Annotated in this window: 26 protein-coding genes; 22 read left to right on the top strand and 4 right to left on the bottom strand. The window is 62.1% G+C overall.

Annotated elements, in window-relative coordinates; all coding sequences use genetic code 11:
• Nucleotides 1-3 precede the first annotated feature (3 nt).
• Nucleotides 4-993, top strand: a complete 990-nt coding sequence (gene sppA, locus PMI20_RS12250) for a signal peptide peptidase SppA (RefSeq protein WP_007928048.1) — start codon at nt 4-6, stop codon at nt 991-993.
• Between the two features lie 54 nt (nt 994-1,047).
• Here sppA and PMI20_RS12255 read toward each other — a convergent pair whose 3' ends face one another.
• Nucleotides 1,048-1,626: a Maf family protein gene (locus tag PMI20_RS12255; protein WP_007928050.1), complete on the bottom strand. Its 579-nt coding sequence runs from the start codon at nt 1,624-1,626 to the stop codon at nt 1,048-1,050.
• 105 nt (nt 1,627-1,731) lie between these two features.
• Between PMI20_RS12255 and PMI20_RS12260 the strand changes: the two genes are divergently transcribed.
• The 12 genes from PMI20_RS12260 (at nt 1,732) to PMI20_RS12315 (ending at nt 11,618) form a co-directional block, all read left to right on the top strand.
• Complete coding sequence (locus PMI20_RS12260) at nt 1,732-2,259, top strand: YceD family protein (protein WP_007928051.1); 528 nt, start codon at nt 1,732-1,734, stop codon at nt 2,257-2,259.
• A gap of 13 nt (nt 2,260-2,272) precedes the next feature.
• Complete coding sequence (gene rpmF / locus PMI20_RS12265; RefSeq protein ID WP_003179396.1) at nt 2,273-2,455, top strand: 50S ribosomal protein L32; 183 nt, start codon at nt 2,273-2,275, stop codon at nt 2,453-2,455.
• A gap of 3 nt (nt 2,456-2,458) precedes the next feature.
• Nucleotides 2,459-3,469, top strand: coding sequence for a phosphate acyltransferase PlsX (gene plsX / locus PMI20_RS12270; RefSeq protein WP_009042849.1), 1,011 nt, complete (start codon nt 2,459-2,461; stop codon nt 3,467-3,469).
• A 126-nt stretch (nt 3,470-3,595) separates the two neighbouring features.
• A complete protein-coding gene (gene fabD / locus PMI20_RS12275; RefSeq protein WP_007928053.1) occupies nt 3,596-4,534 on the top strand; it encodes an ACP S-malonyltransferase in 939 nt (312 codons plus the stop codon).
• 16 nt (nt 4,535-4,550) lie between these two features.
• A complete protein-coding gene (gene fabG / locus PMI20_RS12280; protein WP_007928054.1) occupies nt 4,551-5,291 on the top strand; it encodes a 3-oxoacyl-ACP reductase FabG in 741 nt (246 codons plus the stop codon).
• A 196-nt stretch (nt 5,292-5,487) separates the two neighbouring features.
• The gene (gene acpP, locus PMI20_RS12285) at nt 5,488-5,724 is read left to right on the top strand and encodes an acyl carrier protein (RefSeq protein ID WP_003175607.1); all 237 of its coding nucleotides are present in this window, start codon (nt 5,488-5,490) and stop codon (nt 5,722-5,724) included.
• 111 nt (nt 5,725-5,835) lie between these two features.
• Nucleotides 5,836-7,080: a beta-ketoacyl-ACP synthase II gene (fabF, locus tag PMI20_RS12290; RefSeq protein ID WP_007928055.1), complete on the top strand. Its 1,245-nt coding sequence runs from the start codon at nt 5,836-5,838 to the stop codon at nt 7,078-7,080.
• Complete coding sequence (gene pabC / locus PMI20_RS12295) at nt 7,080-7,895, top strand: aminodeoxychorismate lyase (protein WP_007928057.1); 816 nt, start codon at nt 7,080-7,082, stop codon at nt 7,893-7,895. Before fabF ends, pabC begins: the two co-directional genes overlap by 1 nt.
• Nucleotides 7,896-7,898: 3 nt before the next feature.
• Complete coding sequence (gene mltG, locus PMI20_RS12300) at nt 7,899-9,119, top strand: endolytic transglycosylase MltG (RefSeq protein WP_007928059.1); 1,221 nt, start codon at nt 7,899-7,901, stop codon at nt 9,117-9,119.
• A gap of 19 nt (nt 9,120-9,138) precedes the next feature.
• Complete coding sequence (gene tmk, locus PMI20_RS12305) at nt 9,139-9,771, top strand: dTMP kinase (protein WP_007928062.1); 633 nt, start codon at nt 9,139-9,141, stop codon at nt 9,769-9,771.
• Nucleotides 9,764-10,750 carry a DNA polymerase III subunit delta' gene (locus PMI20_RS12310; RefSeq protein ID WP_007928063.1) on the top strand — a complete coding sequence of 329 codons (987 nt, stop codon included), beginning with the start codon at nt 9,764-9,766 and terminating at the stop codon, nt 10,748-10,750. Before tmk ends, PMI20_RS12310 begins: the two co-directional genes overlap by 8 nt.
• Nucleotides 10,751-10,832: 82 nt before the next feature.
• Entirely contained in the window at nt 10,833-11,618 is a 786-nt protein-coding gene (locus PMI20_RS12315; RefSeq protein ID WP_007928065.1) for a TatD family hydrolase, read from the top strand.
• Nucleotides 11,619-11,834: 216 nt separating this feature from the next.
• On the opposite strand, the gene PMI20_RS12320 is transcribed toward PMI20_RS12315, so the two are convergent.
• Nucleotides 11,835-12,968 carry an aminotransferase class V-fold PLP-dependent enzyme gene (locus PMI20_RS12320; RefSeq protein WP_007928066.1) on the bottom strand — a complete coding sequence of 378 codons (1,134 nt, stop codon included), beginning with the start codon at nt 12,966-12,968 and terminating at the stop codon, nt 11,835-11,837.
• Between the two features lie 78 nt (nt 12,969-13,046).
• On the opposite strand from PMI20_RS12320, the gene PMI20_RS12325 reads away from it, so the two are divergent.
• The 8 genes from PMI20_RS12325 (at nt 13,047) to PMI20_RS12360 (ending at nt 20,542) form a co-directional block, all read left to right on the top strand.
• Nucleotides 13,047-13,685: a TetR/AcrR family transcriptional regulator gene (locus PMI20_RS12325; RefSeq protein ID WP_007928069.1), complete on the top strand. Its 639-nt coding sequence runs from the start codon at nt 13,047-13,049 to the stop codon at nt 13,683-13,685.
• 139 nt (nt 13,686-13,824) lie between these two features.
• Nucleotides 13,825-14,793 carry a GTP 3',8-cyclase MoaA gene (locus PMI20_RS12330; RefSeq protein ID WP_007928078.1) on the top strand — a complete coding sequence of 323 codons (969 nt, stop codon included), beginning with the start codon at nt 13,825-13,827 and terminating at the stop codon, nt 14,791-14,793.
• Between the two features lie 235 nt (nt 14,794-15,028).
• On the top strand, nt 15,029-15,631 hold the full coding sequence (locus PMI20_RS12335; RefSeq protein ID WP_007928079.1) for a DUF4823 domain-containing protein: 603 nt from the start codon (nt 15,029-15,031) through the stop codon (nt 15,629-15,631).
• 21 nt (nt 15,632-15,652) lie between these two features.
• Entirely contained in the window at nt 15,653-16,216 is a 564-nt protein-coding gene (locus PMI20_RS12340) for a DUF1285 domain-containing protein (RefSeq protein ID WP_007928080.1), read from the top strand.
• Nucleotides 16,217-16,286: 70 nt separating this feature from the next.
• Nucleotides 16,287-17,000 (top strand): GntR family transcriptional regulator, encoded by a 714-nt coding sequence (locus tag PMI20_RS12345; RefSeq protein WP_007928081.1) that lies wholly within the window; start codon nt 16,287-16,289, stop codon nt 16,998-17,000.
• Nucleotides 16,997-17,995 carry an ADP-ribosylglycohydrolase family protein gene (locus PMI20_RS12350; RefSeq protein WP_007928082.1) on the top strand — a complete coding sequence of 333 codons (999 nt, stop codon included), beginning with the start codon at nt 16,997-16,999 and terminating at the stop codon, nt 17,993-17,995. Before PMI20_RS12345 ends, PMI20_RS12350 begins: the two co-directional genes overlap by 4 nt.
• A gap of 155 nt (nt 17,996-18,150) precedes the next feature.
• Complete coding sequence (locus PMI20_RS12355) at nt 18,151-19,617, top strand: purine-cytosine permease family protein (protein WP_007928083.1); 1,467 nt, start codon at nt 18,151-18,153, stop codon at nt 19,615-19,617.
• The gene (locus tag PMI20_RS12360) at nt 19,610-20,542 is read left to right on the top strand and encodes a PfkB family carbohydrate kinase (RefSeq protein WP_007928084.1); all 933 of its coding nucleotides are present in this window, start codon (nt 19,610-19,612) and stop codon (nt 20,540-20,542) included. The genes PMI20_RS12355 and PMI20_RS12360 overlap by 8 nt, the downstream gene beginning before the upstream one ends.
• A 76-nt stretch (nt 20,543-20,618) precedes the next feature.
• Here the strand turns inward: PMI20_RS12360 and PMI20_RS12365 are convergent, their stop codons facing one another.
• Nucleotides 20,619-20,999: a termination factor Rho gene (locus PMI20_RS12365; protein ID WP_007928086.1), complete on the bottom strand. Its 381-nt coding sequence runs from the start codon at nt 20,997-20,999 to the stop codon at nt 20,619-20,621.
• Between the two features lie 398 nt (nt 21,000-21,397).
• Between PMI20_RS12365 and PMI20_RS12370 the strand changes: the two genes are divergently transcribed.
• Nucleotides 21,398-22,378, top strand: a complete 981-nt coding sequence (locus PMI20_RS12370; RefSeq protein ID WP_007928095.1) for a DUF3829 domain-containing protein — start codon at nt 21,398-21,400, stop codon at nt 22,376-22,378.
• A gap of 47 nt (nt 22,379-22,425) precedes the next feature.
• Here PMI20_RS12370 and PMI20_RS12375 read toward each other — a convergent pair whose 3' ends face one another.
• Entirely contained in the window at nt 22,426-23,076 is a 651-nt protein-coding gene (locus PMI20_RS12375; protein WP_037035192.1) for an HD domain-containing protein, read from the bottom strand.
• Nucleotides 23,077-23,107: the final 31 nt, after the last annotated feature.

Genomic DNA, 23,107 nt, shown 5'->3' on the forward strand with positions numbered 1-23,107 from the left:
AGCATGAGCGACGAATGGAAGGCGCCGAGTAAATCAGCTGCCGACAGTGCTGACGACAAGAGCTGGAAACTGCTGGAAAAGACCCTGCTGGCCGGTGTGCAAGAGCAGCGGCGTTCGCGGCGCTGGGGGATTTTCTTCAAGCTCCTGACCTTTGTTTATCTGCTTGTGGCCCTGGCGCTGTTTACGCCGTTGATGGATATGGAAAAAACCGCCACCCGCGGGGCCGGTTACACGGCGTTGATCGAGGTGGCGGGCGTGATCGCGGACAAGGAGTCAGCGAGCGCCGACAACATCGTGACCGGCTTGCGTGCGGCTTTCGAGGACTCGAAGGTCAAAGGCATTGTGCTGCGTATCAACAGTCCTGGCGGTAGCCCGGTGCAGTCGGGTTATGTCTATGACGAAATCCGTCGCCTGCGTGGCTTGCATCCGGATATCAAGGTGTATGCAGTGATTTCCGACCTGGGGGCTTCCGGCGCCTACTACATTGCCAGCGCTGCCGATCAGATTTATGCCGACAAGGCGAGCCTGGTCGGTTCCATTGGGGTTACGGCGGCCGGTTATGGTTTCGTCGGCACCATGGAGAAGCTGGGTGTGGAGCGTCGTACCTACACCTCGGGTGAGCACAAGTCGTTCCTGGATCCGTTCCAGCCGCAGAAGCCCGAGGAAACCCAGTTCTGGCAGGGGGTGCTGGATACCACTCATCGCCAGTTCATCGCCAGCGTCAAGCAGGGGCGTGGCGAGCGTCTCAAGGATAAGGATCATCCGGAGCTGTTCTCCGGCCTGGTCTGGTCCGGCGAGCAGGCGCTGCAACTGGGCTTGATCGATGGGCTGGGGAGTGCCAGCTCGGTTGCCCGGGATGTGGTCGGCGAGAAGGAGTTGGTGGATTTCACCGTGCAGGAGTCGCCTTTCGATCGCTTCTCGAAAAAGCTGGGTGCCAGTGTTGCCGAGCATCTGGCCATGTGGATGGGCTTTCAGGGGCCGACACTGCGTTGATTGCGCTGTTTTAAAAAAAGCCGGCCCTATGGCCGGCTTTTTTAGTGTGGGTGGTCAGGGGATTTCCACGCTTTCGGCGAGCAGCATGTCTACCAGGCGGATCAGCGGCAGGCCGATCAGGCTGCTGGCGTCGCTGCCCTCGGTGCTGCGGAACAGGCTGATGCCCAGGCCCTCGGCCTTGAAGCTGCCGGCACAGTCATAAGGCTGTTCGGCGTGCAGGTAGTGTTCGATGCGGGCAGGGCTCAGCTCGCGCATATGCACGGTGAAGGGTATGCAGTCGACCTGGCAGTGGCCGCTCTTGCTGTTGAGCAGGGCCAGGCCGGTGAGAAAGGTCACGCTGGCGCCGCTGGCGGCGAGCAATTGCTCGCGCGCCTTTTCGAAAGTGTGGGGCTTGCCTATGATGCGCTCGCCGAGCACCGCGACCTGGTCCGAGCCAATGATCAAGTGTCCTGGGTGGGTGGCGGCCAGTGCTCGGGCTTTCTCTTCGGCGAGGCGCTTGACCAGGTCGCTGGCGGATTCCCCGGGGCGGTGGCTTTCGTCGATATCCGGTGAGCTGCAGGTGAATGGCAGGCGCAGGCGGGTGAGCAATTCGCGCCGGTAGGCCGAGCTTGAGGCAAGTAATAAAGGCAGCATGCGCATCTCCTGAGGCTGGCCGCGAATTCTAGCGGGGCTTGCAAGTGACGGACAGGGCTGAATTTCCTTTGACATGGCCGGGGGCATCCCTATAATGCTGCGCCTATGTTGAATGACCCGATTCCACCTCACGTTGACCCGCGCAAATTGGCTGACCGTGGCACCACCCTTCAAGGTGAACTGCTGCTGGCCGATTTGAAGAGACTCTGCGACCCGCTTTCCGACGATGTCGGTACGGTGCAGGCTAAATTCGTTTTTGAACGAGATGAACGTAAATCTGTGGTGATCCACAGCTTTATCGACACTGAAGTCAAAATGGTTTGCCAGCGTTGTCTTGAGCTGGTCACCCTGCCGATCCACAGCGAATGCAGTTACGCTGTGGTGAAGGAGGGTGCGAATACCCAGTCGTTGCCGAAAGGTTATGACGTGCTGGAACTGGGCGAAGATCCTTTGGATCTGCAGGCTTTGATCGAGGAGGAGCTTTTGCTCGCCTTGCCCATCGTGCCTGCTCATCATCCGGAAGAATGCCAGCAGCCGGCGGGTCTCGATGAGCCCGAACCGAGCGAGGACGAGGTAACGCGGTCCAACCCGTTCAGTGTATTGGCGCAGTTAAAGCGTGACCCAAACGTTTAGGAGTTAATCAATTATGGCTGTTCAGCAGAACAAAAAATCCCGCTCTGCCCGTGACATGCGTCGTTCGCACGACGCTCTCGAGGCTAGCACCCTGTCCGTAGAAAAGACCACTGGTGAAGTTCACCTGCGTCACCACGTATCGCCAGAAGGCGTATACCGTGGTCGTAAAGTGATCGACAAGGGCGCTGACGAGTAATCCTTGTCCGCTCAAGTCATCGCGATTGACGCAATGGGCGGGGACTTCGGTCCCCGCAGCATTGTTCAGGCCAGCCTTGCTTGCCTGTCTGCCACCCCCTCGCTGCACCTGGCCCTTGTCGGTCAACCTTTCCTTCTAGAAGAACTGATTTCCGGTCATTCGGCTGTGGATCGCGCGCGCCTGACGGTTGTGCCCGCCGCAGAAGTCATTGGCATGGATGAAAAACCTTCCCAGGCTCTGCGTGGCAAGCCGGACTCCTCCATGCGGGTGGCGTTGGAGCTGCTGCGTGATGGCAAGGCCCAGGCCTGTGTCAGCGCCGGCAATACCGGTGCGCTGATGGCGTTGTCGCGTTATGTGTTGAAAACCCTTCCGGGCATCGATCGTCCGGCGATGGTGGCGGCTATTCCAACCCAGCGCGGCTATTGCCAACTGCTGGATCTGGGGGCAAACGTCGATTGCAGCGCCGAGCACCTGTTCCAGTTCGCGGTCATGGGGTCGGTGGCGGCCGAGACGCTGGGGGTCGTTCGTCCGCGAGTGGCGTTGCTCAATATCGGTACTGAAGACATCAAGGGCAATCAGCAGGTCAAGCTGGCAGCTAGCCTGCTGCAGAATGCCCGGGGTTTGAATTACATCGGCTTTGTCGAGGGCGACGGGTTGTATCGCGGCGAGGCGGACGTGGTGGTGTGCGACGGTTTTGTCGGCAACATCCTGCTCAAGTCCAGCGAGGGGCTGGCGACCATGATTGCCGCGCGCATCGAATCCCTGTTCAAGCAAAACGCGGTTTCCCGTGTGGTCGGTGCTCTGGCGCTGCCGCTGATGCGGCGTCTGCAGGCCGATCTGGCGCCGGCGCGACACAATGGCGCGAGTTTTCTCGGCTTGCAGGGAATAGTCGTGAAAAGCCACGGTTCGGCAGGGGTTCAGGGTTTCCAGAGTGCGATTCAACGGGCGTTGATCGAGATCCAGGAAAACCTCCCGGAGCGCCTGCATGGGCGGCTCGAAGATCTGTTGCTTTAGGCGTTTGCACTCGGAAATGCTTAAATGTGACCGCTCAGTTCAATTGGCCATCCAACTGTCAGTTTCTTGCGTCCACCACGGTGGGGCGTCAATTCTCCGACGACAAGATCATTAGGGGCTTGTTACATGTCTGCATCCCTCGCATTCGTCTTTCCAGGACAGGGCTCGCAGTCCCTCGGCATGTTGGCCGAGTTGGGCGCGCAGTACCCGTTGATCCTCGAAACCTTCAAAGAAGCTTCCGATGCTCTGGGCTACGATCTCTGGGCCTTGACCCAAGAGGGGCCCGAAGAGCTGCTCAATCAAACCGACAAAACCCAGCCGGCCATTCTGACTGCCTCTATCGCCCTGTGGCGTCTGTGGCTGGCGGAAGGCGGGGCGCGCCCGGCATTCGTTGCCGGCCATAGCCTGGGTGAATACAGCGCGCTGGTTGCCGCTGGCAGCCTGACTCTGGGCGAAGCCGTGAAGCTGGTAGAGCGTCGCGGTCAGTTGATGCAAGAAGCCGTTCCTGCAGGGCAGGGCGGCATGGCGGCGATTCTCGGCCTGGAAGATGCCGATGTGCTGGTCGCTTGTGCCGAAGCCGCACAAGGCGAAGTGGTCAGCGCGGTCAATTTCAACTCCCCGGGCCAGGTGGTGATCGCCGGCGCCAAGGCCGCTGTCGAGCGCGCCATCGAGGGTTGCAAGGCACGTGGCGCCAAGCGCGCCATGCCATTGCCTGTCAGCGTGCCATCACACTGCGAGCTGATGCGTCCGGCTGCCGAGCGTTTCGCCGAGTCGATTGCCGCCATCAACTGGCAGGCGCCACAGATTCCGTTGGTACAGAACGTCAGCGCCGATGTGGCGCCGGATCTCGAAACCCTCAAGCGCGACCTGCTGGAGCAGTTGTACAAGCCGGTGCGTTGGGTGGAGTCGGTGCAGACCCTGGCCGCCAAGGGCGCCACCCAGTTGGTCGAGTGCGGTCCGGGCAAGGTCCTGGCGGGTCTCAACAAGCGCTGCGCCGAAGGCGTATCGACCTCTAACCTGAACACCCCAGATGCCTTCGCTGCCGCTTGCGCAGCGGTGGTCTGAATTAGGAGAAGCCTGCATGAGTCTGCAAGGTAAAGTTGCATTGGTTACCGGCGCCAGCCGCGGTATTGGCCAGGCCATCGCGCTTGAGTTGGGTCGCCTGGGCGCGATCGTTGTGGGTACCGCAACTTCCGCTTCGGGGGCCGAGGGTATTGCTGCCACCTTGAAGGAAAACGGCATTCAGGGCGCAGGCCTTGAACTCAATGTCACCAGCGACGAGTCCGTTGCTGCCGTACTGGCCAGCATTCAGGAGCAGTTCGGCGCACCGGCGATCCTGGTGAACAACGCCGGTATTACCCGTGACAACCTGATGATGCGCATGAAAGACGACGAGTGGTACGACGTGATCGATACCAACCTGAACAGTCTGTATCGCCTGTCCAAGGGCGTTCTGCGCGGCATGACCAAGGCTCGCTGGGGTCGAATCATCAGTATTGGTTCGGTGGTGGGTGCCATGGGCAACGCTGGCCAAGTAAACTACGCCACCGCCAAGGCGGGCCTGGAAGGTTTCAGTCGTGCTCTGGCGCGTGAGGTTGGCTCGCGGTCGATTACCGTGAACTCGGTGACTCCGGGTTTCATCGATACCGACATGACCCGCGACTTGCCTGAAGCGCAGCGTGAAGCGCTGCAAACACAAATTCCGCTGGGTCGTCTGGGGCAGGCTCAAGAGATCGCGCAAGTGGTCGCTTTTCTTGCATCCGACGGTGCGGCATACGTGACCGGGGCTACAATCCCGGTGAACGGCGGGATGTACATGTGAGTTAAATGTGACGGATTGCTTCAAAAAAATGTCATACGAGCTGTCTAAAATCCGTTATAAAGCTGCAATCAATTTATAGGCAGGTGGCCAAAGGGTTTGAGGAGTGAAGCTTTCAGTTGAAAAGCTGAAAAGCCTTTCTATACACTTACCCACTGGCCAGCTGCCTGAATTTGTCCATTAGGAGTGAAAACAAGGTATGAGCACCATCGAAGAGCGCGTCAAGAAAATCGTTGCTGAGCAACTGGGCGTTAAAGAAGAAGAAGTTGTTAACACCGCTTCCTTCGTTGAAGACCTGGGTGCCGACTCCCTTGACACCGTTGAGCTGGTGATGGCTCTGGAAGAGGAATTCGAGACCGAAATCCCTGACGAAGAAGCTGAAAAGATCACTACCGTTCAAGCAGCTATCGACTACGTTACCAGCCACCAGGCTTAATCGTATTTAGTCGTCTTTTGCTGTCATGGAAAAACCGCACTGCCGTTACGGCGTGCGGTTTTTTCTTTAGGCCTGATGCAAAGTGTCGTCATTAGAAAAAAGGAGAGTGCTGTGTCGCGTAGACGCGTCGTAGTCACCGGTATGGGTATGTTGTCGCCACTGGGTACGGATGTTCCGAGCAGTTGGCAGGGCATTCTGGCTGGCCGCAGTGGCATTGGTCTGATCGAACACACCGACCTTTCTGCCTATTCCACCCGTTTTGGCGGCTCGGTAAAGGGCTTCAATGTTGAGGAATACCTGTCGGTCAAAGAGGCCCGCAAGCTCGACCTGTTCATTCAATACGGCTTGGCGGCCGGTTTTCAGGCAGTGCGTAATGCCGGCCTGGAAGTGACCGATGCCAACCGCGAGCGAATCGGCGTTGCCATGGGGTCGGGTATTGGCGGTTTGACCAATATCGAAGAAACCAGCCGCACGCTGCATGATTCCGGCCCGCGTCGAATTTCTCCGTTCTTCGTGCCTGGCTCGATCATCAATATGATTTCCGGATTCCTGTCCATCCATCTGGGTGCCCAGGGGCCGAACTACGCCATTTCCACGGCCTGTACCACAGGTACCCACTGCATTGGCATGGCGGCCCGCAATATTGCCTTCGGCGAAGCCGACGTGATGATCGCCGGTGGCGCTGAAATGGCCGCCTGCGGTCTGGGCATGGGCGGCTTTGGCGCATCCCGTGCGCTGTCGACCCGCAATGACGAGCCAACCCGTGCCAGCCGTCCTTGGGACAAGGGCCGTGATGGCTTCGTGCTGTCCGACGGTGCCGGCGCGCTGGTGCTCGAAGAGCTGGAGCATGCCAAGGCCCGTGGCGCGACCATCTATGCCGAACTGATCGGTTTTGGCATGAGCGGCGACGCTTACCACATGACTTCGCCACCCGCCGATGGCGCCGGTGCGGCGCGTTGCATCGCCAATGCGCTGCGTGACGCCAAGCTGAACGTCGAGCAGGTGCAGTACATCAACGCCCACGGTACCTCGACCCCTGCCGGTGACCTGGCGGAAGCCGAGGCGATCAAGAGCGTGTTCGGCGATCACGCCTACAAGCTGGCGATCAGCTCCACCAAGTCCATGACCGGCCATCTGCTGGGTGCCGCGGGTGCCATCGAGGCCATCTTCAGCGTGCTGGCGATCAACAGCCAGGCAGCGCCACCGACCATCAACCTCGATGAGCCGGATGAAGGTTGCGACCTGGATTTCGTGCCACACACCGCACGCAACATGGACATCGACGTGGTGCTGTCCAACTCCTTCGGGTTCGGCGGTACCAACGGCTCCCTGGTGTTCCGCCGGTTCGCCGGCTGATGGACAGCTGGGTCGACGGTCAGCCGGCTGACGTTCTGTCGCTCAAGGACCGCGGCCTGGCTTATGGCGATGGCCTGTTCGAGACCATCGCGGTAAGGGCAGGCCAGCCCTTGTTGCTGGAGCGACACCTGCTGCGCCTGGCCGAGGGCTGTTCGCGCCTGGCCATCGCTGCCGATCAGGCGTTGATCCGCAGCGAGCTCACCGCCTACGCCTCGCTGCTGGGGGAGGGCGTGCTCAAGCTGATCCTCACCCGGGGTGACAGCCAGCGCGGTTATGCCGCCGACCCGCGAGCGCAGCCGCGGCGAATCCTCCAGGGCAATGCGCCGGCCGCTTATCCGGCGACGCATGCCGAGCAGGGGGTTCGACTGTTCCCTTGCACCACCCGCCTGTCCGAGCAGCCCTTGCTCGCCGGCCTCAAACACCTCAACCGACTGGAGCAGGTTCTTGCCCGTTCCGAGTGGCAGGACAGCGAGCATGCCGAAGGCTTGATGCTCGACGTTTCCGGGCGGGTGATCGAGGGCGTGTTCAGCAATCTGTTCCTGGTGCGCGACGGTGCCTTATTCACGGCCGATCTGAGCCGTTGCGGGGTCGCCGGAGTGATGCGCGCTGAAATATTGTTTCAGGCCGCGTCGTTGGCTATTCCCACGGAAATCGCCGACATCAGTCTCGAACAGTTGCAACAGGCCGACGAAGTCTTTGTCTGCAACAGTGTCTATGGCATTTGGCCGGTGCTTGCCTGTGGCGCGCTGCGCTGGTCGGCCGGACCGCTCACCCGTAAACTGCAACGCATTGCCCGCACGCTACTGGATGCCTGATTTGTGAGACGTAAACTATTGCTTCTGCTGGAGACCGGACTGGTTCTGGCAGGTCTGGCGCTGGGCGCCTCGGCCTGGAAGTTGAACTCGGCGCTGGAGCAGCCTCTCAACCTGACCCAAGAGCAATTGCTCGACGTGCCGGCTGGCTCGACGCCAGGCGGTACCTTCAACCGTATGGAAGCCAATGGCGTTCTCAAGGACGCGTTCTGGCTGCGCCTGTACTGGCGCTTCAACATGGAAGGACAGCCACTGCACAGCGGCGAATACCGCATGACCCCAGGGATGACCGCGCATGGCCTGATCGGGGTCTGGCAGCGTGGTGAAGTAGTGCAGTACAGCCTGACCCTGGTGGAAGGCTGGACCTTCCGTCAGGTGCGCGCGGCGTTGGCCAAGCATGACAAGCTCGAGCAGACCCTGAATGGGTTGAGTGACAGTGAAGTCATGGAAAAACTCGGTCATGGTGGCGTTTTCCCCGAAGGCCGGTTCTTTCCCGATACCTACCGTTTCGTACGTGGGATGACCGATGCCGAGCTACTGGAAAAAGCCTACAGCCGCCTGGACGAGGTGCTGGCCAAGGAATGGAACAAGCGCTCGGCCGATGTGCCTTATACCGAGCCCTATCAGGCGCTGATCATGGCCTCGCTGGTGGAGAAGGAAACCGGCGTGCCCCAGGAGCGCGGGCAGATTGCCGGGGTATTCGTGCGCCGCATGCAGGTGGGTATGTTGCTGCAAACCGATCCGACGGTGATCTATGGTCTGGGCGAGCGTTACAACGGTAAGTTGACCCGCGCTCTGCTGAAGGAAGCGACCCCCTACAACACCTACGTGATCAGTGGCTTGCCGCCGACGCCGATCGCCATGGTCGGTCGCGAGGCGATCCATGCCGCGCTCAACCCGGTGCCGGGCAGCAGTCTGTATTTCGTGGCGCGTGGCGATGGCAGCCATGTGTTCTCCGACGATCTGGATGCGCATAACAATGCCGTGCGCGAGTTCCAGCTCAAGCGTCGCGCCGATTATCGTTCCAGCCCGGCACCGGCGGGCAGCCCGGCGGCTTCCGAAACTCCGGAGTCGACTCCGGCGGCGTCACCCGATACGGCGCCCGAGGCGGTTCCGCAGGCGTCCCCTGAAGAGCCTTCTCAGGAGGCCCCCCAAGTGAGCCCGGAAGTACCGCCGCAAGCACCGCTCGAAACTCCCGTCGAGCCCGAGCCGAAAAGCCCGCAATGACTTTGATTAAGGACTGCCTGTGACTGGCTTGTTTATTACTCTGGAAGGCCCGGAAGGCGCGGGTAAGAGCACCAACCGCGAATACCTGGCCGAGCGCCTGCGCGCCGCTGGCATCGAGGTGTTGCTGACTCGCGAGCCGGGCGGTACGCCCTTGGCCGAGCGGATCCGCGAGGTGCTGCTGACCCCCGGCGACGAGGTCATGAATCCCGATACCGAGCTGTTGCTGGTGTTCGCCGCGCGCGCCCAGCATCTGGCCGAGGTGATTCGTCCGGCGCTGGCCCGTGGCGCGGTGGTGTTGTGCGACCGTTTTACCGATTCCACCTACGCCTATCAGGGCGGTGGTCGTGGTTTGTCCGTGGAGCGCATCGCGACCCTGGAGCAGTTCGTTCAGGGTGAGCTGCGACCCGACCTGACCCTGGTGTTCGACCTGCCGGTCGAAGTGGGTCTGGCCCGCGCCAGTGCCCGTGGCCGTCTGGACCGTTTCGAGCTGGAAGGCCGGGTATTCTTCGATGCGGTACGCCAGGCATACCTGAAGCGCGCGGCAGCCGATCCGGCGCGTTACCTGTTGGTGGATGCGGCGCAGCCGCTGTCCCAGGTCCAGCAAGCACTGGACGCCCTGTTGCCGAAATTGCTGGAGCTGCACCGTGGCTGAGGCCTTTCCCTGGCAGGACGAACTCTGGCAGCAGTTGGCGGGCCGAGCGCAGCATGCCCACGCCTATCTGCTCCATGGCCCGGCGGGCATCGGCAAGCGTGCACTGGCCGAGCGCCTGATGGCGCGCCTGCTGTGCCAGCGTCCGGCCGGACTGGATGCCTGCGGGCAATGCAAGTCGTGCTTGCTGCTGCAGGCCGGCAGCCATCCGGACAACTACGTGCTGGAGCCGGAGGAGGCGGACAAGGCGATCAAGGTCGACCAGGTGCGCGAGCTGGTCAGCTTCGTGGTGCAGACCGCGCAACTGGGCGGGCGCAAGGTGGTGCTGATCGAGCCGGTGGAGTCGATGAACATCAACGCTTCCAACGCGCTGCTGAAAAGCCTCGAAGAGCCGTCCGGCGATACGGTGTTGCTGCTGGTCAGCCACCAGCCGAGCCGTTTGTTGCCGACCATCAAGAGTCGCTGCGTGCAGCAGGCCTGTCCTCTGCCCAGTGAGGCCATGAGCCTGCAATGGCTGAGCAAAGCCCTGCCGGACTGCTCGGAAGAGGAGCGGGTCGAGCTGTTGACCCTGGCGGCCGGTTCGCCCCTGGCGGCTGTCAGCCTGCAAGCCCAGGGCGCGCGCGAGCAGCGGGCGCAGGTGGTCGACGGGGTGAAGAAGTTGCTCAAGCAGCAGCAATCGCCGACCCAGCTGGCTGAAGGCTGGAATGCAATACCCTTATTGCTGCTGTTCGACTGGTTTTGCGACTGGTCGAGCCTGATCCTGCGCTATCAGCTGACGCAGGACGAGGAGGGGCTGGGATTGGCCGATATGCACAAAGTGGTGCAGTACCTCGCGCAGAAGTCCTCCCAGGCCAAGGTTCTGGAGATCCAGGACTGGATCCTTGCGCAGCGCCAGAAGGTGTTGAACAAGGCCAACCTCAATCGGGTGCTGTTGCTCGAAGCCTTGCTGGTGCAGTGGGCCGCACTGCCCGCGCGCAACTGACGGCGGCGCCTGGAAACAAACCGAATCGCCGGCTGCCACTCGGGCCGGCCTGTTCATTGACCGAATGTGGTTGTCGCTTCTTATGCTTGTAGATTCCCATTGTCACCTCGATCGCCTCGACCTCGCCGCCCATGACGGCTCCCTGGATGCCGCCCTGGACGCTGCTCGTCAGCGCGGTGTCGGGCATTTCCTGTGCATTGGCGTCAGTGCCGACAATGCGGCCGACGTCAAGGCGTTGGCTGAGCGTTATGACGACGTCGATTGCTCGGTGGGTGTCCATCCCCTGGATGTCCAGCCTGGCGCCGCACCAGCCCTCGACTGGCTGCTGCAGGAACTGAACCATCCGCGGGTGGTGGCCATTGGCGAGACTGGTCTGGATTACCACTACGAGCCGGAAGCCGCGCAGTTGCAGCAGGAATCCTTCCGCCTGCACCTGCAAGCCGCCCAGCAGACCGGCAAGCCGGTGATCGTCCACACCCGTGGCGCGCGCGCCGATACCCTGACTCTGCTGCGCGAAGCGGCGTTGCCGCAAGCCGGGGTCCTGCACTGCTTCACCGAAGACTGGGACATGGCCAAGGCCGCGCTGGACCTGGGTTTCTACATTTCCCTGTCCGGGATTGTCACTTTCCGCAATGCCGATGCACTGCGGGACGTGGCGCGCCAGGTGCCGGCTGACCGTTTGCTGGTGGAAACCGATTCGCCGTACCTGGCGCCGATTCCTTATCGCGGCAAGCCCAACCTGCCGCAGTACGTGCGTGAAGTCGCCGAGTTCCTGGCCATGCTGCGTGGGGAGCCCTACGAGCGTTTTGCCGAACAGACCACCGAGAACTTCAAGCGTCTGTTCCCGCTGGCGCACGTCAAGGGCTGAATCGCAGGCAAAAAAAACCCGGGTTCTGGGGGTGAATCCGGGTTAAGACCATTAGGAGTAAAACAAAGGCACGCCATCCCTTGGTACCTTCATCGGCGCTTCACTTGGGGGAGATGTCACGCCGACATTTCAAGTATTGATCACTATTGAATTCAGTCCAGTTGGCCTTGCTCGTTTTTTAAACAAATTTGGAATACGAGCGCTTCGCTTGAGTTCTCATTGCCGGGCGATATCAGCCACGATGGCAAGAGTTTCGTCGATTACGCGCTTTTCAGTATAGAAATGCGGTGAAAATCTAACCCCTGGGCCACGGGGAATACACACCACCTGCTGCTGTTGCAGCGCCTCATGAACTGCCTGATTATCGATGCCATCGATACTGAACGAGAAAATTCCGCCGCGTCGGGCAGGGTTGAGCGGGGTGTGCAGGCGTACGCCGGGGATAGCATTCAGGCCATCCTGGAGCCACTGGACCCGTTCGGCGATCAAGGTCGCCACGTGCTCCATGCCCACTTCTTCCAATAACGACAGGCTTGCTTCCAGGGCCATGGCGCCGAGCATGTTCGGGCTGCCGCACTCGAAGCGCCGCGCGCTCTTGGCCGGTTCCCATTCGCTGCGGCTGTAATCGCCCATGTGTTCCAGCATGTGCCAGCCGAACTCATGGAGCTTGAGCTGCGCGCGCAGCTCGCTGCGGCAATAGAACACGCCGAGGCCTTCAGGCCCGAGCATCCATTTGTGGCCGTCGGCCATGGCGAAGTCGCATTGATAGGCCTGGACATCGAAGGGTTGGGCGCCCAGTTGCTGGATGGCGTCGATGCAGAACAGCACGTTCTGTTGTTTGCAGCCTGCGCCCAGGCGCTGCAGGTCCAGGCGCAGGCCGCTGGCGAACTGCACCGCGCTGATCGCCATCAGCCGGGTGCGCGGCCCGCAGGCGGCCAGCAGAGCGCCTTCCGGATCGTCGCCCTTGAGGCCGACCTGCAGCACTTCCACACCCTGGCTGGCCAGGGCTTCCCAGACGACGCGGTTGGAGGGGAATTCCTCGTCGCTGATGACGATCTGGTCACCTTGTTCCCAAGGCAGACCAAAGGCGACGAATGACAGCGCCTCCGAAGTATTTTTGACCAGCGCGATGTCATCCGTTGACGGTGCATTTAGCAGGCGCATCAGGCGTTCGCGCAGGCGTTGCTCAAGGGCCATCCAGTCCGGATAATCCCGGGCGCCCAGCAAAACGTTCTCTTTGGCGAAGCGCGCCACGGCTTCGGCGGCCCGATTCGGCCAGGGGGCGACAGCTGCGTGATTCAAATAACGCAGGCCCGGGGCCTGTACAAATTCATCAAGAAACATAGTCATGGTCGGATGATCCGTGCATTTTGGCGCAATTTAGGCATAATACGCGGCTTCGATTTTGACCCCGACAGACCTTTTCTTATGCAGAAAGAACCTCGTAAGGTCCGTGAGTTTCGTCGCCGTGAGCAAGAAATTCTCGATACCGCGCTCAAGCTGTTCCTCGATCAAGGTGAAGACAGCGTCACCGTCGAGATGATCGCTGATGCCGTTGGTATCGGCAAAGGGACCATCTACAAGCACTTCAAGTCCAAGGCGGAGATTTATCTGCGCCTGATGCTCGATTATGAGCGCGACCTGAACGAGCTGCTGCACTCTGCCGATGTCGACAAGGATAAGGAAGCCCTGTCCCGGGCCTACTTCGAATTCCGCATGCGTGATCCACAGCGTTACCGGCTGTTCGATCGCCTGGAAGAGAAGGTGGTCAAGGGCAACCAGGTGCCGGAAATGGTCGAGGAACTGCACAAGATCCGTGCTTCCAACTTCGAACGCCTGACCTTGTTGATCAAGGGCCGCATCAGCGAAGGCAAGCTCGAAGACGTGCCGCCTTACTTCCACTACTGCGCAGCCTGGGCGCTGGTGCACGGCGCGGTGGCGCTGTATCACTCGCCGTTCTGGAGCAACGTGCTGGAAGACCAGGAAGGCTTCTTCCAGTTCCTGATGGACATCGGCGTGCGCATGGGCAACAAGCGCAAGCGCGACCCCGATAGCTCCGGCAGCTGATTCATTCAATGGCCTTATGGCGCCATGATTTCTCTATATGGCGCAGTGTCCCAGGAATATACTCAGGCATGGGACTTGCCAAAACCTGATTTTTGAGTCAGGTTTTGGTCGGTTCACTCTTCCTTCGCCGGAGTCATCCATGATCGTTGATCGTCAAGGCAGGCGTTTTCGCAATCTGCGTATCAGCCTGACTTCTGCCTGCAACTACGCCTGTACCTACTGCGTGCCCAACGGCAAGCGGCTGGTGGCTGCCCAGGACGAGTTGTCGGCCGAGGCCATGGCGCGCGGCGTGGCCTATCTGATCGAGGCCGCAGGCATCGAACGCCTGCGGATCACTGGCGGCGAGCCCCTGGTCAGTCCGAAACTCGAAGCCTTCATGGCGGCGGTGGGGCAAATGGGGCTGGAAGACATCAGCCTGACCACCAATGGCCAATTGCTCGCACGCAAGCTGCCGTTGCTGGTGGATGCCGGTATCCGGCGCATCAACGTTTCCCTCGATACCCTGGACGCCTCGGCTTTCCGCGGCATTGCGCGTGGCGGCGATCTGGCGACCGTGCTCGACGGCATGGACCAGGCTCGCGCGGCGGGCATGAAAATCAAGGTCAATATGGTGCCGCTGCGCGGGCAGAACCTGGACCAGGTAATGCCGCTGCTCGACTACTGCCTGGAGCGTGGCTATGAACTGCGCTTTATCGAGCTGATGCGCATGGGCCACCTGGCCAGCGATTCCAACGCTTTCCTGCAGCAGTTCGTCAGTCTGCAGCAGCTGCTGAGCCTGATCGGCGAGCGCTACGAATACCTGCAGGCCGATGCGCCGGTGGACGCCACCGCAGTACGCTATGAAATTCCGGGTCAGGGCCATTTCGGCGTGATCGCCAACGAAAGCGTACCGTTCTGCCGGACCTGCTCGCGCCTGCGGCTGTCGTCCACCGGCTGGCTGCACGGTTGCCTGTCGTCGAGTAACCGGCATTACGTCGGCGATCTGCTGGACAAGCCGCGCCACCAAGCCTTGCCGGCCTTGCAGCGCTTGTTGGTCAAAGCCTTGGGCGACAAGCAGGACGTGGCATTCTCCGGTGGTGCGACGGTGATGAAAATCATCGGCGGCTAAACCCCATCTCCCTGATCCCCGTCCTCTGTAGCCGCTGCCGCAGGCTGCGATCGAGGGTGTAGCCCTCGCCAATCCAGGCGACCTATTTCTCTCCAGCCAATAGCCTTCACCAGGTTTGTGGCTGCTGCGCAGCCATTCGCAGCCTGCGGCAGCGGCTACAGGCGCCCGAGCTGGCGCGGAAGCTGCATCTCGTGGCCATTCGCCGGTTTTCCGTCACCGGCTTCTGGAGGGAAGGATGCGTAGCCTGGTTTTGCTGCTGGCTTTTTTGGGGCTCGGCGGCTGCATGAATGTCAGCGATATGGGCGAGGGCGTTCGCTATCACATGAGTGATGCGGGTTTTCTCGATCACAGTAATACCCAGCGCTCCAACTCGTTCCGCGTTCAACCGGACTCGTTCATTTTCATCGCCCAGGGCGCCTTTGCGCCGCCGGGTAGCGCTTACCCGCGCCCCAACGTGGTGGCCGAGGAAGCCTTCAAGGGCTTTATCGAATACTTCCCCATGGTCCGCCGCGCCCGGGCGCCGGAAGGCCTGGACCAGGCCATGGCCGAGGCCCGTGAGGTGGGTGCGCATTACCTGCTGTACACCCGTTTCGCCAAGGCCGACGACCGCATTGGCAACTCCGATGAATGGTTCGACCAGGAAGCCGTGGATCGCCTGGGGATCGACAACGGTGTGATTCAGATCATGCTGATCGAGACCAGTACCCAGTATCTGATCGACACCGCGCGGATTCGCAGTCGTGGCGGTTTACTGACGTTCCACGACAAAAAGCCCGAAGACCTGCTTGGCCCGCCGCTCGAACAATACGCCCGCAGCCTGTTAGGCTTGAGCGATTAAGCCAAGCACGAGGAGAGCAGCATGAGTGGTCCGGGCAAAGCCAACGATCTGTTGGCGCAGATTCCCAAGGCGCAGAAGGGCTTGCCGCCGGTCCACCTGTGGAACCCCGACTTCTGTGGCGATATCGACATGCGTATCGCCCGCGACGGCACCTGGTACTACCTGGGCACCCCCATTGGCCGCAAACCGATGGTCAAGCTGTTCTCCACCATCATTCGCCGCGACGGCGACGACTACTTCCTGATCACCCCGGTGGAAAAGGTCGGCATCAAGGTCGATGACGCGCCTTTTGTCGCCGTCACCCTGGAGGTCGAAGGGGAAGGCGAGGCCCAGGTCCTGCGCTTTACCTCCAACGTCGACGAGCAGGTCAGCGCCGGCAGCGAGCATCCGCTGCGAGTGGTGATCGACCCGCAGACCCAGGAGCCGGCGCCTTACGTTCATGTACGCAGCAATCTGGAGGCGCTGGTGCACCGCAATGTGTTCTACCAACTGGTGGAGCTGGCGGTGAGCCGTCCGATCGACGGTCAGAACTGGCTGGGCGTCTGGAGCGGCGGGGTGTTCTTCCCGATCGGCCTGGAGCCCTGAGCTGCGAAACCTCTTGTTGATCGAATAAATATCTTGCGACGAAGATCCCCTTTCGGGTATCAATTTGTACATGATTAGACATGTTCGATTTGACAAGAAAAAACGCGTGGTCGATGAGCTGATCCGACGCATCGAAAGCGGCCTCATGGAGGACGGTTTCCTGCTGCCGGGCGAGCATCAGTTGGCCCAGGAATTCTCGGTGAGTCGTGGCACCTTGCGTGAGGCCCTGGCCGAACTCAAACGCCGCAACTACATCGCCACCCAGAGCGGGGTCGGCTCCATCGTCACCTTTGACGGTGTGGTGCTGGACCAGCAAAACGGCTGGGCCCAGGCCCTGGCGGACAGCGGGGCGCTGATCAACACCGAGCTGCTGCGCCTGGAAGCGGTGCAGCGTCCCGACCTGCTCAGTCGCTTCGGCACTGACCAGTTCATCGCTCTGGACCGGCGCCGACGCTCTACCGACGGCACCGTGGTTTCCCTTGAACGTTCCCTGATGCCTGCCACCGGAGGCCTGGAAAGCCTGCCGCGAGTAGGGCTGATCGATGATTCCCTGACCATTACCCTGGCCGCTTACGGCTATATCGGCGAGCGCGGCGATCAATGGATTGGCGCCGAGCCACTGGGTGAAGAAGAGGCACGACTGCTGGGACGTCCAGCCGGCAGTGTGTTTCTCAAGGCCCTGCGGACCACCTATGACCGCCGCGGGCGTTTCATGGAACAGGTGGAGAGTTTTCTCGACCCGCTGCACTTTCGCCTGCACCTGGAATTCGGAGCGCAGAAATGATCCCGCTGAATCGCGCTCTGGGCGCTTTTTACGGGCTGGCCCTGGGCGATGCCCTGGGCATGCCGACCCAATCCTTGAGCCGGCAGCAGATCAAGCAGCGCTACGGTGCCATTCGCAGCCTGGAAGACGCCGGTCCCGATCAACCGATCGCCGCCAACATGCCCAAGGGCTCGATCACCGACGACACCGAGCAGGCGATCCTGGTCGGCGATCTGCTGGTCGCGGGCAAGGGCCGGATCGAACCGGCGGCGTTGGCTCACAGCCTGATCGAGTGGGAAGCGGCGATGCAGGCCAAGGGCTCCCAGGACCTGCTGGGCCCCTCGACCAAGCGCGCTATCGAGATGATCCTCGCCGGCCATACCGCGGAAGAAGCCGGGCGCTACGGCACCACCAACGGTGCGGCGATGCGCATCACCCCGGTGGGCATCGCGGCGAACGTCGACGATGTCCAGGGCTTCATCCGCGCGGTGGTGGAAGCTTGCCAGGTCACCCATAACACTACGCTGGGTATCTCCAGCGCGGCGGCGGTGGCGGCGGTAGTGTCCGCCGGGATCAATGGCGTGCCGCTGGGCGACGCCTTGCAGGTCGGCGTGCAGATCGCCCTGGAAGCGGAGCGGCATGGTCACTGGGTGGCTGGCGGCCGTATTGCCACGCGCATCAGTTGGGCGCGCACCCTCAGCGTCGAAAGCGACAAGGCGCTGCTGGCCGATCTGCTATACGACGTGATCGGCACCTCCGTCGCGTCCCAGGAATCGGTGGTGGTGTCCTTCGCCCTGGCGCATCAGGTGGCCATCGGCGAGCTGCAGGCGTTCGAGGCGCTGTGCATGGCCGCGAGCCTTGGGGGCGACACCGATACCATTGCCGCCATCCTCGGCGCGATGCTCGGTGCCTGCCAGGGGATGGAGTGCTGGCCGGCCGCCTTGATCGAGCAGATCAAGCAGGTCAACGACCTGGACCTAGAACCGCTGGTGCAGGGGCTGCTGGCCCTGCGTTAAAGACTGGCTGTATGGCCAAGGCTCCCACCACCTGTGCGCGAGCCGTCGCTGAAGCATTTTTGCCATGGATAGCAGGAAACGGCGAGGAGTGCCGGGATGTCTGATCGACTTCCGAAATTGCCGACAATCACAACAAGGGCAACAGGAGCTTTTTCATGAGTGCATCGAACCCCGGGCAAAGCGCCGGGCAACTGGAAACCCGCGGCATCGAGCCGGTGCCGGAAGGCGAGTGCAACGGCCATCCGCTGCAACTGTTCTGGGTCTGGTTCGCCGCCAATATCAGCATCCTCGGCTTGCCGCTGGGGGCGACCCTGGTGGCCTTTCGTGGCCTGTCGATCTGGCAGGCGATCATCGTTGCCATCCTCGGCGCCGCCGGTTCGTTCGCGGTGGTGGGGATCATCTCCATCGCCGGGCGTCGCGGGCGGGCGCCGAGCCTGACGCTGTCGCGGGCGATCTTCGGCGTGCGCGGCAATATCGGCCCGACCCTGGTGTCGCTGATGTCGCGAGTGGGCTGGGAAACCGTCAACACCACTACCGCGGCCTTCGTCCTGCTGTCGCTGTGTTCGATCCTGTTCGGCTCGCCGGTGGAAGCCAAGAGTGCGCCGCTGCTGACCCTGCTGTTCATCGGCATTTTCGTGCTGCTGACCCTGGCCGTCTCCGGCCTCGGCCACGCCACCTTGCTGGTGATCCAGAAGTGGGCCACCTATGTGTTCGGCGCGCTGAACCTGCTGGTGGGCGGCTTCCTCTGCGCCACCATCGACTGGAGCGCGGTGTTCAACGCCACCCCGGCGCCGTTGAGCGCGATGATCATCGGTATCGGCACCATGGCCGCGGGCACCGGTATCGGCTGGGCCAATACCGGTGCCGACATGTCGCGTTACCAGCACCGCAGCGTCAAGGCCTCGCGCCTGGTGGCATCGGCGGCCTTCGGCGCCGGCATTCCGCTGGTGCTGCTGATTACCCTGGGTGGCCTGCTGTCGGTGGGCAACGATGACCTGGCCTCGGCCACCGACCCGATTGTGGCGATTCGCGACATGCTGCCGACCTGGATGGCGGTGCCGTACCTGATCACCGCTTTCGGCGGTCTGCTGCTGTCGAACAACCTGTCGGTGTACTCGGCCGGCCTGACCACCCTGACCCTGGGGCTCAAGGTCAAGCGGGTGTACGCGGTGGTGGTGGACATCGTGGCGATCTTCGCCGGCTCCATCTACTTCATGCTGATCGCCGAGAGTTTCTATGGACCGTTCATTACCTTCATTTCCTTGCTGGCGGTGCCTCTAACCGCCTGGGTCGGGATCTTCGTGGTCGACCTGATCCACCGTCACTACTACAGCCCCAAGGATCTGCTGGACGTCAGCCCGAGCAGCGCCTACTGGTATCGCGGCGGTGTCGAATGGCGGGCCTTCGGTGCCTGGGCACTGGCCATAGTGCTGGGTTTCAGCTTCACCACCATCGGCACCAGCGCCGAGAACGTCTGGTTCGCCGGGCCGCTGGCCGATTCCTGGCTGGGCCATAACGGCCTGGGCTGGATCGTCACCTTCCTGGTAGCCGGCGGCGTGTATGCCGTGCTGGGCGGGGCCAGGGATCGCCGCGGTGCTTTTGTCGAGAATGCCAATGCCTAGAATGCTGCACACCGGCCAGGTTATCGTCGATCTGGTGATGTCCGTGGAGCGCCTGCCGAGCTCCGGCGGCGATGTGCTGGCGCAGTCCGCCAGTTTCGAGGCCGGCGGCGGCTTCAACGTGATGGCTGCCGCCCAGCGAAACGGCTTGCCGGTGCTGTACCTGGGGCGACACGGCAACGGTCGCTTCGGGGAGCTGGCGCGGGAGGCGATGCGCGCCGAGGGCATCCGGATCGCTCTCGAGGCCAGCCGCACCGAGGACACCGGTCTGTGCGTGGCGCTGACCGAAGCCACGGCCGAACGCAGCTTCATTTCCTATATCGGGGTGGAAGGCCAGCTGTCGGCCGAGGACCTGGACGGTGTCGCGGTGCAGGCCGATGACTTTGTCTATGTCAGCGGCTACAGCCTGCTGCATGTCGGCAAGGCCGAGGCTTTGCTGGACTGGTTGCTGGCCTTGCCGCAGGGGATCCAGGTGGTGTTCGATCCGGGCCCGCTGGTGGAATCGCCGGACTCCGCGGCCATGCGCCGGCTGCTGCCGCGTATCGATATCTGGACCAGCAACAGCGTCGAGGCCTTGCGCTTCACCGGGACCTCGACCATCGCCGAAGCCCTGCGATGCCTGCATGACGAACTGTTGCAGGAGGTGTTGCTGGTGGTCAGGGACGGGCCGCAGGGCTGCTGGGTCAGCCAGCATGGCCATAGCGCCCATGTGCCGGGCTTCAAGGTCCGGGCGGTGGACAGCAACGGCGCTGGCGATGCCCATGCCGGAGTCTTCGTCGCAGCGCTGGCGCAGGGGCTGGAGCCAGTGCAGGCGGCGCGCCGGGCCAACGCCGCGGCGGCCCTGGCGGTGACCCGCTGGGGGCCGGCCACCGCGCCGGGTGCTGCGGAGGTGGATGCGCTGGTCAATGGGGATAGCGTCCGAGCCTAGGCGTTTGCCGGCTGAACGAGAGCGATCGCGAGCAAGCTCGTTCCCGCCGGGAGTAGGCCTGCTCGCGATCCATGGTTTATCCCGCCTTGCGCAATGCCTCGATCAGTTCCTGCTTGCTCATGGTCGAGCGGCCGCGAATGTTCTTCGTTCGGGCCTCCTTCAGCAGGCTGTCCTTCGTCTGGGTGCTCAGCGACATCCTGCTGTTGCGGGCATGTCCTTCACGGCTGGCGACGGCACGCCTGGCCGAGGACTGGCGCGCGGCGGTTTTTTCCGAGGCCGGTGTGCGTTGCCCGGAACCGCCAGCCCGTTCCCCTCCACCGGACTGCTTGTTCACCGTGGCCCAGGCGCGCGCTTCGGCCTCGTCCTTGGGCACGCCCTTGGCTTCGTAGCCGGCTTCGATATGCGCGGCCTTGCGCTTCTGTTCGGCGGTGTATTTGGCTTTGCTTCCACGAGGCATGAGGGCTCTCCTTTGGCAATGGGTACCTGAAGTTGGGGCGGGAAAAAGGCCGATAAGTGCCCGGGAATCGACGGATGGGCTCTGGATACCCTGCCAGAGGGTGTGATCGCTATCACAGAAGCGCGGCATTTCGCGCAAGAGGGGCAGGCCTGGGCGGCCCGAGGTTTGCCAGGGCGGGGGGAAGTCTCGCACAATGCCTGCCCCGGAAATGGATGCGTCTGACGAATTATCAGGCCTTTTCGCGAGATGCTCATGGATGATTCTTACGCCCCAGATCAGGGGCGGCTGATCGACACGGCACGCCTGCCGTCAATCCCCTGTTGTGCCCATCCAACCCCGTCACCGGTCTGCCCGCTGCCGTGCGGTTGGTCGTGGCCTGTTTTTAAAGGAATGAACCAATGAATACCCGGATGTTTTTGGCTGCGGCGCTATTGGGCGGCAGCGTGCTGCTGGCCGGTTGTGGCGACAAGAGTGAAAAGGTCAGCCAGCCCGTCGCGCAGGTCGATACCCGGCAACAGGAAATAGAGAAATACAACCAGTACGTCGGTGCGGCAAACAGCATCAGCGAATCCTTCCAGACCTTCCTCCAGCGTTACCAGCAGTACGAGGTGCCGGCCCTGGCGGGCAAGGCGCCGATCACTGCCTTCAGCATTGGCAACGATATCCTCATCGATCGCCTGAGCCAGGCCCTGGATGGCGCCCTGGCCATCGATACGCCGATCCCGGAAGTGGATCAGGCGGCCCAGTCCTTTTCCACGGCCCTGAAAACCCTCTCGCCCTTGAGCCATGAACTGCAGAACTACGCCACTTCCAAGGGTTACCTGAGCGACAACGGCGACCTGGCCCGTCGCCAGGGCCAGGCCTACCTGGCCGCCCTGACCGCAGTCAGCGAGAAGGAGCAGGACTTCTACGCCGGTCTTGGCGCGCGTGACCTGGCGCTGACCAAGCAGGCATTCGATGAGGCGCCGAAAGACACCGCGGCCTACTACCGTGCCGGGCTGATCTACTACGGCAAACTCAACACCGCGGATGCCGAGACGCTGTTCGCCGAACCGAACGATCCGCAGGCCCTGGCAGCCTTCGAGAAGTCCCTGGCACTGGTAGCCGACGCGGCCGCGGGCTGGAATGGCAAGGTCAGCGCCCAGGCTGCACAGAGCGGCAAGTCGTGCGGTGGCGGCATGCTGGAAATCAATGAGTTCATCGGCCAGTCGCGTTCGATCGTCCGCGACGTCAAGGACGGGGTGTACAAGCGTGCTCCCGAGGGCGCGATGAAGAACCTGCCGGCACAGATGCAGAGTTCGAGCATCGTCCGCTCGGCCAACCGCTACAACCGCACCTACGGCAACATGATCAATCGCTTCAACCATCCGACCTGCTGAGTCGTGGTGATCTTGCAGGCTTCAGGATTAGCCCGCAGCGGAGTAAGTCAGCCACCGATCTCATCGATGAATTCGTCCATGAAGCGCTTCAGGCGGGCATGGCGCACCTGCGCCAGGCGCGCGCCGGTCACGGTCTGGAAACCCTCGGCCAGGTGCAGCAGCTTGGTGTGGAAGTGGTCGAGGGTGAAGTTCAGGTCGTCGTAGCCGCGGTGCTCGGCGTGCGGGTCGTGGGGATCGTAGAAGGCTCGGTTCAACCGGCCGCCGACATAGAAGGTGCGGGCCACGCCGAGAGCGCCCAGGGCGTCGAGACGGTCGGCGTCCTGCAGGATCTTCGCCTCCAGGGTGCGAGCCTCGATGGCGGCGGAAAAACTGTGGGCTTCGATGGCGTGGGCCACCTCGGCGATCTTCGCTTCGGGCCAGCCCAGTCGGTGCAGCAGGGCCGAGGCCTTTTCCGCCGACAGGCGCGAGGCCTGGGCGCGCAGCGGCGAGCTCTTTTCCACGGCGACGCAATCGTGCAGCAGGGTGGCGGCCAGCAGCACTTGCAGATCGCCGCCGTCTTCCCGGGCGATGCGCCGCACATTGGCCCACACCCGCTGCAGGTGCGACAGGTCGTGGGCGCCGTCGTCGACGGGCTCCAGCGCGTGGGGCAGCAGGGTGTTGGCGAGATCGGGCAGGGGAGCAAAAGCGTCGGAAGTCATTTCAGCCAGGCAGTAAACATACAGGCGCACA

The organism is Pseudomonas sp. GM17 (assembly GCF_000282175.2).
GTDB classification, from domain to species: domain Bacteria; phylum Pseudomonadota; class Gammaproteobacteria; order Pseudomonadales; family Pseudomonadaceae; genus Aquipseudomonas; species Aquipseudomonas chlororaphis.